This window comes from Mycobacterium sp. IDUB_3, assembly GCF_055419585.1.
Window position 1 is genome coordinate 3,154,048 of sequence record NZ_JBVAXZ010000001.1, and the last position, 15,175, is coordinate 3,169,222.

At 65.9% G+C, this 15,175-nt stretch carries 13 protein-coding genes and 1 pseudogene; 5 read left to right on the forward strand and 9 right to left on the reverse strand.

The features are described 5' to 3' along the window. Positions 1-121: 121 nt before the first annotated feature. The 9 genes from dnaB to ACZYVJ_RS14655 all read right to left on the reverse strand — a co-directional run bounded on the left by dnaB (position 122) and on the right by ACZYVJ_RS14655 (position 10,512). Positions 122-2,749: a replicative DNA helicase gene (gene dnaB / locus ACZYVJ_RS14615; protein WP_463831665.1), complete on the reverse strand. Its 2,628-nt coding sequence runs from the start codon at positions 2,747-2,749 to the stop codon at positions 122-124. A 531-nt stretch (positions 2,750-3,280) separates the two neighbouring features. Continuing rightward, positions 3,281-3,739: a 50S ribosomal protein L9 gene (gene rplI / locus ACZYVJ_RS14620; protein WP_463831666.1), complete on the reverse strand. Its 459-nt coding sequence runs from the start codon at positions 3,737-3,739 to the stop codon at positions 3,281-3,283. 30 nt (positions 3,740-3,769) lie between these two features. After that, positions 3,770-4,024: a 30S ribosomal protein S18 gene (gene rpsR, locus ACZYVJ_RS14625; RefSeq protein ID WP_463831667.1), complete on the reverse strand. Its 255-nt coding sequence runs from the start codon at positions 4,022-4,024 to the stop codon at positions 3,770-3,772. A gap of 39 nt (positions 4,025-4,063) precedes the next feature. After that, entirely contained in the window at positions 4,064-4,588 is a 525-nt protein-coding gene (locus ACZYVJ_RS14630) for a single-stranded DNA-binding protein (RefSeq protein ID WP_463831669.1), read from the reverse strand. Between the two features lie 113 nt (positions 4,589-4,701). Next, a complete protein-coding gene (rpsF, locus tag ACZYVJ_RS14635; RefSeq protein WP_463831670.1) occupies positions 4,702-4,992 on the reverse strand; it encodes a 30S ribosomal protein S6 in 291 nt (96 codons plus the stop codon). Between the two features lie 130 nt (positions 4,993-5,122). Next, positions 5,123-5,764: a DJ-1/PfpI family protein gene (locus tag ACZYVJ_RS14640; RefSeq protein WP_463831671.1), complete on the reverse strand. Its 642-nt coding sequence runs from the start codon at positions 5,762-5,764 to the stop codon at positions 5,123-5,125. Further along, positions 5,761-7,398, reverse strand: coding sequence for a glycosyltransferase family 87 protein (locus ACZYVJ_RS14645; RefSeq protein ID WP_463831672.1), 1,638 nt, complete (start codon positions 7,396-7,398; stop codon positions 5,761-5,763). The genes ACZYVJ_RS14640 and ACZYVJ_RS14645 overlap by 4 nt, the downstream gene beginning before the upstream one ends. Further along, the gene (locus ACZYVJ_RS14650; RefSeq protein WP_463833000.1) at positions 7,395-9,932 is read right to left on the reverse strand and encodes a transglycosylase domain-containing protein; all 2,538 of its coding nucleotides are present in this window, start codon (positions 9,930-9,932) and stop codon (positions 7,395-7,397) included. Before ACZYVJ_RS14650 ends, ACZYVJ_RS14645 begins: the two co-directional genes overlap by 4 nt. Positions 9,933-10,077: 145 nt before the next feature. Continuing rightward, entirely contained in the window at positions 10,078-10,512 is a 435-nt protein-coding gene (locus ACZYVJ_RS14655; protein WP_064953617.1) for a DUF5318 family protein, read from the reverse strand. Between the two features lie 165 nt (positions 10,513-10,677). Here ACZYVJ_RS14655 and ACZYVJ_RS14660 point away from each other — a divergent pair. The 5 genes and pseudogenes from ACZYVJ_RS14660 to ACZYVJ_RS14680 all read left to right on the forward strand — a co-directional run. Then, a pseudogene (locus ACZYVJ_RS14660) lies at positions 10,678-10,912 on the forward strand (hypothetical protein); the annotation flags it as partial. A 155-nt stretch (positions 10,913-11,067) separates the two neighbouring features. Next, positions 11,068-11,610 (forward strand): PadR family transcriptional regulator, encoded by a 543-nt coding sequence (locus ACZYVJ_RS14665; protein WP_003874738.1) that lies wholly within the window; start codon positions 11,068-11,070, stop codon positions 11,608-11,610. 56 nt (positions 11,611-11,666) lie between these two features. Beyond that, the gene (locus ACZYVJ_RS14670) at positions 11,667-12,767 is read left to right on the forward strand and encodes an inositol-3-phosphate synthase (protein ID WP_463831675.1); all 1,101 of its coding nucleotides are present in this window, start codon (positions 11,667-11,669) and stop codon (positions 12,765-12,767) included. 113 nt (positions 12,768-12,880) lie between these two features. After that, entirely contained in the window at positions 12,881-14,008 is a 1,128-nt protein-coding gene (locus ACZYVJ_RS14675; protein ID WP_463831676.1) for an LLM class flavin-dependent oxidoreductase, read from the forward strand. After that, positions 14,005-15,174 (forward strand): sulfotransferase family protein, encoded by a 1,170-nt coding sequence (locus ACZYVJ_RS14680; protein ID WP_463831677.1) that lies wholly within the window; start codon positions 14,005-14,007, stop codon positions 15,172-15,174. Before ACZYVJ_RS14675 ends, ACZYVJ_RS14680 begins: the two co-directional genes overlap by 4 nt. Position 15,175 lies beyond the last annotated feature (1 nt).

Consider the following 15,175-nt stretch of genomic DNA (forward strand, 5'->3'; position numbering starts at 1 on the left):
AGCACCTACAATAAGCACCGACCGGCTCGACGGCTCCAGGGAGCAGAGCGTCGTGCGAGCTTGTTAACAAGACTGCTCACTTTGTCAATCTTCGTTGCATCTCGACAGTGGTAACCTACAGTCACCGCGCCATATTGGTGAACCGCGACAGGTGCAGCTGGTGCGCGACCGTCACCGTCTTGGTGGGGCCGTTGCGGTGCTTGGCGAGAATGAAATCCGCCTCTCCCCCGCGCGGATCGTCGCGTTCGAACGCATCCGGCCGGTTCAGCAGGATCACCATGTCCGCGTCCTGCTCCAGCGATCCCGACTCACGAAGGTCCGACAGCATCGGCTTCTTGTCGGTGCGCTGCTCGGGACCGCGGTTTAGCTGGCTGATCGCAACGACGGGGACTTCGAGCTCCTTGGCCAAAAGCTTGAGTTGGCGCGAGAACTCGGACACCTCGAGCTGCCGCGACTCGACCTTCTTTCCCGACGACATCAGCTGCAGATAGTCGACCACCACTAGACGCAAGTCGGATTTCTGCCGCAACCGGCGCGCCTTGGCACGGATCTCCATCATCGTCAGGTTCGGCGAGTCATCGATATACAGTGGCGCCTCGCTGATTTCGCTCATCCGCCGCGCTAGCCGCGTCCAGTCCTCGTCGCTCATGCGACCGGACCGCATGTCGGCGAGCTTGATCTTCGCCTCCGCCGACAACAGCCGCATGACGATCTCGGACTTGCTCATCTCCAGCGAGAAGATGACGCTGGCCATGCGGTGCTTGATCGAGCACGACCGCAGGAAGTCCAACCCGAGGGTGGAGTTATGCGTTGGGACCATTGCCTTGCTCGCCAGATACAGGTGGCTGTCGTTGTCCACTTCGACACAACGCACGGCAACCGTCTCAACCGGGCGAACGTCCACGATGAAGCGCGACCCGGAACGGATGGTGCCGGCCGCAGCCCGGCGCTCCTTGTGCGTCATTGCCTTTCGCCGCAGCGCGAACACCGCGTCGTCGGTGGAAAAGGTCAGCGTGTAAGCGATGCTCGACGACTCGCAACGGCCCCGGACGCGCTTCGTCGAGGTCTGGCAGCGATAACCAAGGCTGACGACCAGCTCAGCGGCATCGGACGCCAGCCGATCGCTGGTGACTGAGAATTGGACGGCACCGCCGGCGGTCACGGTTCCGTCGGTGTCGAGCAATCCGGCGAGCAGGGCACGCCGCTGCGTCTCAGACCCCCGCAGGTACTCCATCGGAATGTGCTTGTTACCAAGCACTCCCAGTGTCCGGAGTCGCGCCTGCAAGGTCCCCACAGCCGTGTGGCAGTTCTGGCACAACCGCAGCCCGCACGACGGACCCCCGCAGCGAACACAGGTGGGTACCGGCACCGGAGTCGAGACAAACCGTGCCCGGCCACCGCATGAACGTCCGCAGGTGCGCACCTGACTGGTGTGAGGAATGAAATCCTTGCCGCATACCGCGCACTGACGAGGAGCTGGCTCGGCGTCAGCCGGTAGGCGCAGCTGATAGCGGTACAGAGCGGAGGCCGAGGGAACCGCGACGAACCCGTCGGCTTCGATTCGCATAATGATTTCAGGATCGGCCGTTGTGATCTGGGCTGCGGCACTGGTGCCGTCACCAAGCCAGGCGCCGAGAGTGTATGCGGGAACCAATAGTTCGCGATCCGGCAGGTCAAGTGCGCGCGCATTGACCACGCTGTGGTTCAGTCGACGGTCTTGAGTGGCACAGCGCAGAGTTCCTGCGATTTCGGCCGTCGTTCGCACCGCCGCAAAGGTGCGCTGATTCTTATAGCGGTTGTAGCCGACGGCCGCAGCTTGCGCAGACTTCCTGGATGCGCGTGTCTCCGTCAGCCACTGATGCGCCGCGTCGGCGACTATCACCGTCCCGTCGGAGAACTCCACCTCGTAGCACGGTCGGTCCAACATCACGTCGGTCGCGGCTACCACCCGCGTCGGCCGCCCGTCGGCGCCAAGCAACTCATCACCAACTGCGACATCACCCATTGTCGTCCAGCCGGTCGGGGTGGGCAGCGGCGTGTCCAACGCGAGCGCCTTCCCCACCCCAGGCCTGGCCGCCACGATGATCATCTGCCCGGCGTGCAGACCGTTGGTCACCTCGTCGAGCTCGGTGAATCCGGTCGGCACGCCGCGCGCGACACCGCCGTTCGAGGCGATGGCGTCGATCTCGTCCATGGTCGGCTGCAGCAGATCCTCGAGCGGAACGAAATCCTCCGACGTCCGGCGCTCGGCCACCTCGTAGATCTCTGCCTGCGCGCGGTCGACCACCTCGGCCACGTCGGCGCCCTCGGCGCCGGCATAGCCGTACTGCACGACCCGCGTTCCGGCCTCCACGAGACGCCGCAGGAGCGCCTTCTCGGCCACGATGGTCGCGTAGTAGCTGGCGTTGGCCGCGGTCGGCACCGTCGAGATCAGCGTGTGTAGATACGGCGCCCCGCCGATGCGGCGCAGCAGGTTGCGGCGGTCCAGCTCGGCGGCGACGGTCACCGCGTCGGCCGGCTCGCCACGCCCGTAGAGGTCGAGGATCGCGTCGTAGACGTTCTGATGGGCGGGGCGGTAGAAGTCGCCCGGCCGCAGCCGTTCCAGCACATCGGCGATGGCGTCCTTGCTCAGCAACATGCCGCCCAGCACCGCCTGCTCGGCCGCCAGGTCCTGCGGTGGCTGCCGGCCGAAGTCCTCGCTTGGCGGCGAGGTATCCATGCCCGACGCCAAGTCATCGACGACCGCCACGCATTCCCTCCTACCCCGACTCACGCATCCGAACATACATTCGATAGTCGACATCGAGCGTAAGTCAAGGTGCTGACAACCTGCGCCCCAGAGCACCCGCACGCCCGGCGCCGGGACGACGTTAAACGTTGCTGGCTAGTAGGCAAAGGGGGTGCTGTTCATGAAGCTGTGCATCGTGTGTGCATATCCGTCGACACCTGTGTTGAGCGGGGTGTGGAGAACCTGTGGATTAATGCAAAGGGCTAGGACATCAGTGCAGATACCGGCCATACAACGCCATGGAATTCGTGTGGACAAGAATCTCTACGGCGTGTCGGGCCAGGTTACTGCCCCGGGCGTGTTGGCTTTCCGCCGTGTTTTCCCAGCGTTACGGGCCGGTAAAGCACCCCGGTGAAATGTACCCGAGAAATAGTTCGCCAGGGAGCACGTCCGCGATTCTTGCCGGCGGAGTGCGGCCGCGTGCCCGCAGCACAACGAAGCCCGGCGGCGGCCGATCAGGCCACCGCCGGGAAACGAGCAAACGTCGGGTGCTTAGCTCTGCGCCACGACCTCGAGCGCGACCTCGACGTCGACCTCGGGGTGTAGATGCACCGCGACCGGGTGCGTCCCCAGGGCCTTGATGTGCGACTTGGGCAGCCGCACGATCCGCTTGTCCAGGTTGGGACCGCCGGCCTTCTTGATCGCCGCGACGACATCGCCGGTGGTCACCGAGCCGAACAGCTTCCCGGAATCGGCCGCGGTCTTCACCGGCAGCGAAACCGGGCCGAGCGCCTCGATCGCCGTCTTGAGTTCGTTGGCGTGCCCGAGGTCGCGGACCGCCTTGGTTTCGCGGGCCCGGCGGATATCGTCGGCCTGCTTCTGCGCGCCGCGGGAGGCCACGATCGCCAACCCGCGCGGGAGCAAGAAGTTGCGGCCGTAACCGTCCTTGACCTCGACCGTGTCACCGACGGCGCCAAGGTGGTCGACGTCAGCCGTCAGAATCAGCTTCATCGTTTCGTACTTTCGGTAGGCCTGCGGCGACTATCGCGCCGAGGAGGTAAAGGGCAGCAGCGCCACTTCGCGGGCGTTCTTCACCGCAATGGCAACGTCGCGCTGGTGCTGGACACAATTGCCGGTGACGCGACGCGCGCGGATCTTGCCGCGCTCACTGATGTACGTGCGCAGCAACGCGGTGTCCTTGTAGTTGATCTCTTGTCCCTTCTTCGAGCAGAAGACACATTTACGCGCTTTGATCGGCTTTTCCGGAGCCGGGCGCCGCTTGTTGGACTTGGCCATGTCTGTCTTTCTTTCCGTTTCGTACTGCTGAAGTCTTGTTTAGAACGGCGGTTCGTCGTCTCCACCGGCGAACGAGCCGGATGCCGGGGCGCTGCCCCACGGGTCGTCGGCGGGCGCACTGCTGGCCGGCGCCGTCTGCTGGCGGGATCCACCGCCACCGCCACCACCGCCGCCGAAGCCGCCACCCCCGCCGCCACTGCGGCTGGCCTTATTGACCTTGGCGGTGGCATACCGCAGCGAGGGGCCGATCTCGTCGACCTCGACCTCGAAGACGGTGCGCTTCTCACCTTCGCGCGTCTCGAAGGAGCGCTGCTTGAGCCGGCCGGTGACGATCACCCGGGATCCACGCGTAAGGCTTTCCGCGACGTTCTCGGCGGCTTCCCGCCAGATGTTGCACCGCAGGAATAGCGCCTCACCGTCTTTCCATTCCCCACTTTGACGGTCATAGATCCGCGGGGTCGACGCCACCGTGAAATTCGCGACGGCAGCACCCGACGGAGTGAACCGCAGTTCGGGGTCGGCGGTCAGGTTTCCGACAACGGTGATAGTGGTGTCACCAGCCACAATTTCCTCCTGGGTCCGCCGCTCGGACGGTGGGTGTCATGAGCTACTTTCACTGAGCTCTCAACAGCCTAGGCAAGTGCGCCGACGATAAGCACGCGACGCAACCAAGGCTGTTAGTGCTTGTCGATGCGCATCACCTTGGTGCGCAGTACCGACTCGTTGAGGCTCAGCTGGCGGTCGAGCTCGGATACCGTCGCCGGCTCGGCCTTCAGATCGACGACGACGTAGATGCCTTCGGCGTGCTTGGCAATCTCGTAGGCAAGTCGGCGCTTGCCCCAGATGTCGACCTTGTCGACGGATCCACCATCCTTGCGGACGACGTTCAGGAACGTCTCCAAGGACGGGGCAACGGTACGTTCGTCGAGCGTGGGGTCAAGAATGACCATGATTTCGTATGGACGCATGGAAACCTCACCACCTCCTCTGGTCTGAGCGGCCACGGTCGATCCGTGGCAGGAGAGTCGCCTGCGTCGGCAACCGCATCAGGTTACCGGATACCGGCCTGACCAGAAAAATCCGGGCTTTGGGCAACTACTATTGCCGGGCGGCCAAGTATTCGTCGGCCCTCGCCACCGTCGCGGGATCGGCCTTGGCGAGCGCGCCCGAGTCGAAGGGCGGCTGCGGGTCGTATTCGATGAGCAGCTGAGCGGCCTGCGCGGCCTCGCGATCGACGAGCAACTCCACCAGACGTAGCGCCATGTCGATGCCGCTGGACACCCCGGCCGCGGTGATGAGCCGCTGCGGCAGGTGTTCGACGACGCGTTCGGGCACGTAGCGGGCGCCCAGTCCGTTGAGGAGGTCGGCGGCCCGCCAGTGGGTGGTGGCGGTGAGCCCGTCCAGCAGACCGGCCGCGGCCAGCAGCAGGGCACCCGTGCACACCGAGGTGGTGAACGTCGTATTGGGGTGTACCGCCTGCAGCCACGCCCGGATTGCCTCGTCGTGAACAAGCTGCCTGGTGCCGATGCCGCCAGGAAAAACCACTACATCGGGTGCATCCACCTCGTCGAAGGTGGCGTCGCAGCTGACACCCAGCATCCCGTTCTCGGTCCGCACCTCACCGCGCTGGTGCCCTACGAACACGACGTCGATCGACGGAATGCGTTGCAGCACCTCGTAGGGGCCCACCGCGTCGAGAGCGGTGAAGCGCGGGAAGATCGGGATGGCGACCTGAGTCATGATTGCCCCAGCAGCGCGGGTTCGGACGCCGGCGCGTTCCCACGGCGCGAACCGGCCGGTCGCAGCCAGTCCGGAACCCATCCGGATGGCGCGTCAGGTGCGCGGTCAAACGGCCCACCCGCCGGATCGTCCACCCGGCCGCCCCAGCGCACCAAATCCTCGCCAGGTCGGTAGATCTGCCGAATCACCAACGCGCACAACACTATAACCGCGATGTCTCGCAGCAGCACGGTCGTGGTGAAGAACTGTTCGGGCAGCGAGCGGTTGGAGTTGCCGTACAGGTAATACATCCGCGGCACCCACACCAGGGCGTCGACGGTCATCCACGCCAGCAGTATCCGGCGATGCGGCACAGCGAGCACCGCCAGCGGCACCAACCACAGCGAGAACTGAGGGCTCCACACCTTGTTGGTCAACAGGAAAGCGGCGACCACCAGGAACAGCAGTTGCGCCACCCGTGGCCGTTGCGGGGCGGTCAGCGCGATGAATGCGATTGCCGCACAACACGCCACGAACAGCACCGCGACAACGGTGTTGAGCACCGTCGGCGGCTGCCAGAACCCGAGCTTGGGGTCGAACCCCCGCCAGCCGGTGAACGACTTGATGACGTTGTACACCGAGTCCATGTCGTCGCCGCGCCGCGTGTTGAGCCGGAAGAACTCCGACCAGCCGCGCGGAAAGAAGACCAGCACGGGCAGATTCACCAGCAGCCAGGTCACCGCCGCCGCTACCGCGGTGCGGGCCCAGGCACGCAGACGCCCGGTCCGGATTCCCAGCAGCAGCATCGGGCCCAAAAACAGCAAGGGATACATCTTCGCCGCGGCGCCCAATCCGATCAGCACACCTGCCAGCACCGGTTTTCGTCGCGCCCAGGCCAGGAGCCCGGCCATCGCGAAAGCCGTTGCCAGCGCGTCGAAGTTGGTGAATATCTGAAAGATCAGTATCGGGGAGCCGGCCACCAGGGCCGCATCCCAGATCCGCCGCCCGGCCAGGCCGGCGCTAGCCCAGACGGTGGCCAGCCAGGCCAGTGCCAGGCCGAAAGCCGCGACGTCGAAGAACATCACCACCTCGGCGACCACCGGAAGCGGGGCGAGCTTGCTCAGCGCGGTGTAGGTCTTGGCCAGCGCCATCGACACGTACTGATAGATCCCGGTCAGCACCGGATACTCCATATAGCGCACCGCGGGCCTGCCGTCGTAGCGGACCTGCTGGGCGCCGGTCGAGTCGGTCTCGACCCAACTCGACTTGTACGGAAACTTGCCCTGGCTCAACAACTCTGCGCTGTAGAGCGGCACGGTGTCGGAGTAGCACAGCTCGTAGTAGGCGCGCTGGTTGTCCCAGTTGGCAACCCGTTGGTCGGCGGTCCCGGTGCCGGTGCTTTGCAGACAGGCCGCCTTCGTCGACCAGCCGAGCGCCAGGAACACCAGCGCGATCAAGAACATCACCCGCAGCGGCGTCATCAACCGGGAGCGGCCGATCAGCGCGTGCCTGCCGACCGGTCCCCCGACGACCTCGGCGAGCGCGGCACCCAGAAAGTCGTTGCGGCTCGGGCAATCTCGGTTGTCGGCACTGCGCAGATCCGCGGCGAGCCGCTGCGGTGCGGTGGTGGCGCCATGCTCCGCGGCGTCGGTCACGGTGGCGGTGACGGCGCTTGGGGTCCACCCGGCGGGACGCCGCCAAAACCCGGCGGGACGCCGCCACCACCCAGTGGGCCCCCCTGCGGGCCACCCAGTGGGCCCCCCTGCGGGCCGCCCGGCTCCGGGCCACCCGGCGGGCCACCGGGTGCCGGCGGCGCCATGGTGATCGTCGTGGGCGGACCGACCGGAATGGTGATGCCCGGCGCCACTTCGATGGTCGGCTGGATGACGGTCTCCGACGGCGGCGGGGGCGGCGGGGGCGCAACGGGCACTCCCGCGTAACCGCCGATCTCGGTCGGCTTCGGGAAGGATTCGTTGGACGTGCCCTTGAGCGCGCCGTCCATGGTGGACTTCCAGATGTCCGATGGCAGCCCCGAGCCGTAAACCGCTCCGCCCGAAGCCGTTACCAGCGGGCTATCGCCCTTGGCGGTGCCGACCCACACCGCCGTCGACAGCGACGGCGTGTAACCCACCATCCAGGCGTCCTTGTTCGACGTGGTGTCACCGAGCTGGGTGGTGCCCGTCTTGGCCGCCGACGGCCGGCCGCCGGACAGGGCGTGGCCGCGCGAATAGGAGGCAATCGGGACCATGGCCGCGGTGGTGTTGTCGGCGACGGCCTTAGGGATGCGTTGCTCGGTCTTGTTGTCGGAGTTGGCGGCGTCGAACAGCACCTGGCCGTCGGAGTTGACGACCTTTTGCACGAAGTGCGGGCGGTGATAGACGCCGGAGGCCGCCAGCGTGGCATACGCCGAGGCCATGTCGAACACCCGGGTTTGATACTGGCCCAGCACAACTCCGTTGTTGGGTGGTCCGCCCTTGCCGTCCTCGGACAGGGTGTGGGCGACGCCGGGGAAGCTGGTCGCGATGCCGGCTTGGTGCGCCGCGTCGGCGACGGCCTGGGGGCCGCCCTTGAGCTTGAGCATCAGCCGGTAGTAGGAGGTGTTCAACGACATCTTGAGCGCCTGGGCGATGTTGCAGGTCCCGCAGCTCTCGCCCTCGACGTTGGTGATCTTGATGCCATCGACCGTCAGGGGCGAGCTGTCCACCTGGTAGCCCAGGCCGATCCCCTGTTCGAGCGCGGCGATGAGGCAGAACACCTTGAACGACGATCCGGTCTGCAGGCCGGCCTGAGCGAAGTCGAACCCGTTGGCGTCAGTGCCGCCGAAATAGGCGCGTATCGCCCCGTCGTGCGGATCGACCGAGACTGCTGCCGAACGCATATCGGGGTCTTGGCCGTCGAGGTATTTCGACACCGCCTTCTCCGCCGCCTGCTGGGCCTTCGGGTCGATGGTGGTGGTGACCTGCAGGCCTTGGGTGTTCAGGGTCCGCTCGTCGATGTTGAACAGCTCCATCAACTCTTTGGTCACCTGACGCTCGATCAGCCCGTTGGGCCCGGTCGTCTGGTTCTGCGCACGCGCTTGATCCGGCGGCACGGTCGGCGGGAACTCCTGCGCGGAACGATCACTCGGAGTCAGCGCCTTGGTTTCGACCATGCCGTCGAGCACCCACGCCCAGCGGGCACGGGCGCCCTGCGGATCGACCGCCGGGTCCAGTGCGGACGGTCGCCGGATCAGTGCCGCCAGCAGTGCGCCCTCGGAAACCGTGAGTTGTTCGACGGGTTTGTTGAAGTAGGCCTTGGCGGCGGCCGAAATCCCGTAGGCGCCGCGGCCGAAATAGATGATGTTCAGATAGGCCTGCAGCACATCGTCTTTCGACCACTCCCCCGACATCTTGGTGGCGATGACGAGTTCCTTGGCCTTGCGCATCAGTCCGCTGACCCCGTGCTGGGCCGAACCGACCAGCGCGTTCTTCACATACTGCTGGGTGATCGTCGACCCACCCTGCAGATCACCGCTGCCGAAGAGGTTGTTGTTCACCGCGCGCACGAAACCGCTGAAATCGAACCCCGGGTTCGAGTAGAAATTGCGGTCCTCGGCGGCTATCACCGCCTGGCGGACATGCACGGGAACTTGGTTGATGTTGACGTCGACCCGATTGCCCTCGGGCGGGATGATCTTGGCGATCTCCGAGCCGTCGCTGGCCAGGATCGTCGAAACCTGGTTGGTACGAAGGTCACCCGGCTTGGGAATGTCGACGATGAAGTACGCCATCGCGAACGTCACGATCGGCAACAGCACCAGCACCGCCGCGCAGATGTACGCCGCTCGCCGCACCCACAGCCAGTTGATCTGCTCGGTCCAGGCCCAGTCGCGCCAGGGTGGGACGGGCTGCCCACCAGGACCGCCAGGTCCTCCCGGGCCCCCGGGCCGCCGGGGCGGAGGGGGCGACCCGCCGGGCGGACCACCACCGAGGCCGGCTCGCTCGTGCCGGCCGGACGTGGGCCCCCGGCCGTCCAGTGCGGCCTTGACCTCGTCGAGGGCGTCGCGCTGCATTGGCGTCGACGGAGGGCCGGCCAGCGCGGCTTTGACTTCGTCGATGGGATCGGAGCGCCGGGGCGCACCGTCATCCTTGACCGGCGGCAGGATCGTCGTCAGCCGATCGTCGGGCGGGGCCTGACGGCGACGATTGATTGTCGGCGGCGCCTCCCGGCGTGCGGGATCCCGACGATCGGCGTCCGGACGGTCGGGCTCCGGGCGCTTGTCAGAACTCTGATTGCCTACATGCTCAGTCGCTGGCCCACGTTGGTCACCGGACGACTGGCTGTGGCGTCCTTCGTTATTCAATGGCCGTACGGGCGTTGTTGCGCGCCGTCCGCGTGCGTCCGGTGCCCCTGGGAGGGGGTGCCGTGCGCGCCGCGCCGAGCACGTATGACTTGACGAGATGGTTCCAGCTGCAGGTCCGGCACACCTCAACCACGTGGACGGCGAACTCCTCGAAGCGGGTTGCCAGCATCACCAATTCTTCGGCTGTGCGCGCCGAGCCCGACACCGCACCGAGGTGCTCCCCGAACACCCACGACACCAGCGTCAGCTGCTCCTTGCGACAGATCGGGCACATGACCTGGCTGGGTTTTCCGTGAAACTTGGCGGCGCGCAGCAGATACGGGTTCGCGTCACAAACCTCGGACACACCGGTGCGGCCCGAGTACACCTCGGACAGCAGTGAGCGCCGCCGGAGCGCGTAGTCCACCACTTGTCGCTGCAGTCGCACGCCCACCAGAGTACGTCGCCATCCCGACCAGTGATACGCAACCGAACCGTGGCGGTCCGTGCCGGGCAGTCGGGGGTCGTTTCTGCGCCAAGCCGGACTCGGACTTCTACGACCATCCCCGTGGCGAAATGGCTCGGGGCGCCGCTGGGAGATGCTCAAGCATCTGGGGACGCCATCGGCTATCGGTTGGTGATCTACCCGACCTACGCGGTGTTGGACCGCCCGGACCCTGCGACGACCACCGGATGCTGGCCTATCCCTGCCGCGGCGGCTGGGGCGATGCGACCACACCGGGCCGGGTGCGCTCTCGCTGTCGCTGTATGTCTCCAGCGACTACGGAGGTGGGCATATCACCTTCACCGGTGACGGCACCGTCAAGCAGATGAGCCTGCCCACGTAAGGCCGGTCCAACGGCGTATTTCACACCCCCGCACTGTGACGAACGGCAAACCAACAGTCAGTGGTGTTGTGGCTAATATATCGAGGCGATACGATTGCGCGAGGCGTCGAACCGTCGTAACCAGCCACGCAAATCTTTTCAGGGAGGTGATTCGTTTGCTGGAGCTTGCCATCTTGGGTCTCCTCATCGAATCGCCCATGCACGGCTATGAGTTGCGCAAGCGGCTGACCGGTCTCCTCGGCGCGTTCCGGGCGTTTTCGTACGGATCGCTCTACCCCGCCCTGCGGCGTATGCAGGCCGAAGGGTTGATTGCCGAAGATGCCGCCCCGGCCGGGACGCCGGTCCGGCGGGCTCGGCGCGTCTACCAGCTGACCGACGAGGGCCGCCGGCGCTTCGGTGAGTTGGTGGCCGACACCGGACCGCACAACTACACCGACGACGGCTTCGGGGTACACCTGGCCTTCTTCAACCGGACTCCGGCAGAGGCGCGGATGCGCATTCTGGAGGGTCGCCGCCGTCAGGTCGAGGAACGACGGGAAGGTCTGCGCGAAGCAGTTGCGCGGGCCAGTAGCTCGTTCGACCGCTACACCCGTCAGCTTCATCAATTGGGGCTCGAGTCCAGTGAGCGCGAAGTCAAGTGGCTCAATGAGCTCATTGCCGCGGAGCGGGCTATGCCCGGCCTCTCCGAGCAAACGTAAATCCCTGCACGAACCCAGCATCCCAGTCAGTGGTTAGAGGTTAGGAGAACGCCCATATGAGTGAGCAGAACGCGCCGCAGGCGTCGACGGAGGTACGAGTCGCCATTGTCGGCGTCGGTAACTGCGCGTCTTCGCTGGTTCAGGGCGTGCAGTACTACTACGACGCCGACGCGAACAGCACCGTGCCCGGATTGATGCACGTGAAGTTCGGTCAGTACCACGTCCGCGACGTGAAGTTCGTCGCGGCGTTCGACGTGGATGCCAAGAAGGTCGGCTTCGACCTGTCCGAGGCGATCTTCGCGTCGGAGAACAACACCATCAAGATCGCCGACGTGCCGCCCCTCAACGTGACGGTGCAGCGCGGCCCGACGCTGGACGGCATCGGCAAGTACTACGCGGACACCATCGAGGTGTCCGACGTCGAGGCCGTCGATGTGGTCCGGGCGCTGCGCGAGGCCAACGTCGACGTCCTGGTCTCCTACCTGCCCGTCGGCTCCGAAGAGGCCGACAAGTTCTACGCCCAGTGCGCCATCGACGCGGGCGTGGCTTTCGTCAACGCACTGCCGGTGTTCATCGCCTCGGACCCGGTGTGGGCCAAGAAGTTCGCCGACGCCGGTGTGCCGATCGTGGGCGACGACATCAAGAGCCAGGTCGGCGCGACCATCACCCACCGCGTGATGGCCAAGCTGTTCGAGGACCGCGGCGTGCAGCTGGACCGCACCATGCAGCTCAACGTCGGCGGCAACATGGACTTCCTCAACATGCTCGAGCGCGAGCGGCTGGAGTCCAAAAAGATCTCCAAGACGCAGGCCGTGACCTCCAACCTGCAGCGTGAGTTCAAGACGAAGGACGTCCACATCGGCCCGTCCGACCACGTCGGTTGGCTCGACGACCGCAAGTGGGCCTACGTGCGGCTGGAAGGTCGCGCCTTCGGTGACGTGCCGCTGAACCTGGAGTACAAGCTCGAGGTGTGGGACTCACCGAACTCCGCGGGCGTCATCATCGATGCGGTCCGCGCCGCCAAGATCGCGAAGGACCGCGGCATCGGCGGCCCGGTGATCCCGGCGTCGGCGTACCTGATGAAGAGCCCGCCGCAGCAGCTGCCCGACGACATCGCGCGCACCCAGCTCGAAGAGTTCATCATCGGCGCAGACTAGTCATCGTCTGCTCGACCGAACTGGCCCGTCACCTCGAAGGTGGCGGGCCAGTTCGGTTGCGGGCGCGTCTTTCATCGACAGAATGCTGTGCAGGTGCTTAGCATCATGTCTCGATGATCGTTCAACCCGCAGCGTTCCTGCGCACCACTCTCCCCCTTGACCTGTCCGTGCTCGCGGGACTCGACGGCGGGCGGTACCACTCCATCTGGCTGCCCGATCACATGGTCAGCTTCTGGCCGGACTCGATCTGGACTCCCGAGTTCACCGACCTGGCCACCGCTTCCCCGTCGCCGCACCGCCACCTGGACGGGCTCGCGGTCGCGGCCGCGGCGGCCGTGCTGACCGAGCGTGTTCCCCTGGTCAGCGCCGTGGTCGACACCGTGCGCCGCCATCCCGCCATGCTCGCGCAGACGGCGTTGACCATCGATCACCTCGCCAAGGGCCGCTTCATTTTGGGGCTGGGCAGCGGCGAGAGCGAAAACACGCTGCCCTACGGCTTCGACTTCTCGCGTTCGGTCAGCCGTTTCGAGGAAGCGCTTGCGGTGATCCAGTTGCTGTGGCGCAGCGACGGCCCGGTCGACTTCGACGGCCAGTTCTATTCGCTGCACCATGCCCGCCTGGACACCGAACCCTACGGGGGCCGGACTCCCCCGATCTGGATCGGCGCCAGCGGCCCACGGATGCTCGACATCGCCGGCCGGTACGCCGACGGGTGGTGGCCGGCGGGCGCCTGGACTCCCGAGCACTACGCCCAGATGCTCGCCGCGGTGCGGGCATCCGCAGACCGTGCCGGCCGCGACCCGATGGCGATCACCCCCTGCTTCATCCAGGTCTGCCTGATCGGTGCGGACCACGCCGCTCTCGCCGAGATCCTGCAGGCTCCCCTGGTCAAGGCGTTTCTGCTGCAGGTCTCCGCAAAGACGTTGCACGACTTCGGGTTCGAGCACCCCATGGGCCCGGACTGGCGCGGATTCCAGGACATCGACCCGGCCGTGCTCACCCGGGACCGGATCGTGGAGTTTCTGGACAACGTCCGCCCCGAGATGGTCCTGGCCGTCGTACCCCATGGCACACCGAAAGAGGTCGCCAAGATCGTCAAGACATACGTCGACGCGGGCCTGCGCGTGCCCAAGATCCTCGACTACGGCGCCATGGCCGGTCTGAAATACGCGCAGGCTTCGGCGGCCAATGTCCGCGCGGCCGAGGACGAACTGGTGCGGCTCTGCGGAGACCCGTCGTGATAACACGTTTGGATGCCACCGAGATGCTCGCCGCCGCAGAGTCGGAGACCGGGCTGCGCGACTACGGCGATCCCACTCTGCCCGAACGCTTCGCCGTCGCCGTCGACCACCTCAACGGTCTGGGCATGGATGCCGATGGCCGCTTCGAAGCGGCGCAGGTGTGCCGCTGGCTGCTGACCTCGCGCCTTGAGCTCATCGAAGACCGCAACCGCTACCCGATCGGCGCTGAGGTGATCGAGTCGCCGATGTTCGTCACCGGCGAACCCCGTTCGGGGACAACGCTGATGCATGCCCTGATGTCCGTCGACCCGCACGCCCGCGCGCTGCGGTTCTGGGAGGTGATGTATCCGTCGCCGCCGCCGGGGCTGGCCGCACCCGATGACGACCGCCGGGCGCGCGCCCACGCGGACTGGCGCGAGATCAACGCCAAGATGCCGAAGTGGCTACACAGCCACCCCTACAACGACATGCTGGGCGATGGCCTACCCGAAGACGAGCGCACCTGGGCGTTCGACTTCCGGGTGATGACGCCCACCGCGTGGTGGCGGGTACCCATGCAGTCGCTGGTCGGCGGTCTGGCCACCGACCCGGCCGCGCAGTACCGGCTGCACAAGGCAATGTTGCAGCAGTTTCAATACCGCCGTCCGCGAAAGTATTGGGTGCTGAAGGGCTTTCACGGATTCCGGCTCAAGGAGATGTTCGACGCCTACCCCGACGCCACCCTGGTCTGGCTGCACCGCGACCCGGTGCAGGTCGCGGCCTCACGCACCATGATGATGGCCGACATCGCCGAAGGCATGGTCGGTCCCGTCGACCTGCACGCCCTGGCGAAGATGCATCTGGAGCTGACGCGCGAGGGCGTCGCCAACACCATGAGCAACCCAATGGTGGACGATCCGCGCATCCTGCACGTCCGCTACACCGACTTCGTCACCGATCAAATCGCCACGGTCCGGCGCTATTACGAGTTCGCCGGACGCAGACTCGCGCCCGAAGCCGAAGCGGCGATGCGCGACTACCTGGCCAACAACCGCGGCGACCGCTACGGCAAGTTCCGCTACTCCACCCAGTTGCTGATCGACATCGGCGAAGACCTCGATGCACTGCACGCCGAATTCCGGCCATTTCGTGAGCGATTCGGTGTCGAGATCGAAACCCGGGGCTGAC

Excerpts from the sequence above, each read along its gene's own strand:
- rpsR (WP_463831667.1), bottom strand. The coding sequence starts at position 4,024 with ATGGCCAAGTCCAACAAGCGGCGCCCGGCTCCGGAAAAGCCGATCAAA.
- ACZYVJ_RS14640 (WP_463831671.1), bottom strand. The coding sequence starts at position 5,764 with ATGACTCAGGTCGCCATCCCGATCTTCCCGCGCTTCACCGCTCTCGAC.
- rplI (WP_463831666.1), bottom strand. The coding sequence starts at position 3,739 with ATGAAGCTGATTCTGACGGCTGACGTCGACCACCTTGGCGCCGTCGGT.
- ACZYVJ_RS14670 (WP_463831675.1), top strand. The coding sequence starts at position 11,667 with ATGAGTGAGCAGAACGCGCCGCAGGCGTCGACGGAGGTACGAGTCGCC.
- ACZYVJ_RS14675 (WP_463831676.1), top strand. The coding sequence starts at position 12,881 with ATGATCGTTCAACCCGCAGCGTTCCTGCGCACCACTCTCCCCCTTGAC.
- rpsF (WP_463831670.1), bottom strand. The coding sequence starts at position 4,992 with ATGCGTCCATACGAAATCATGGTCATTCTTGACCCCACGCTCGACGAA.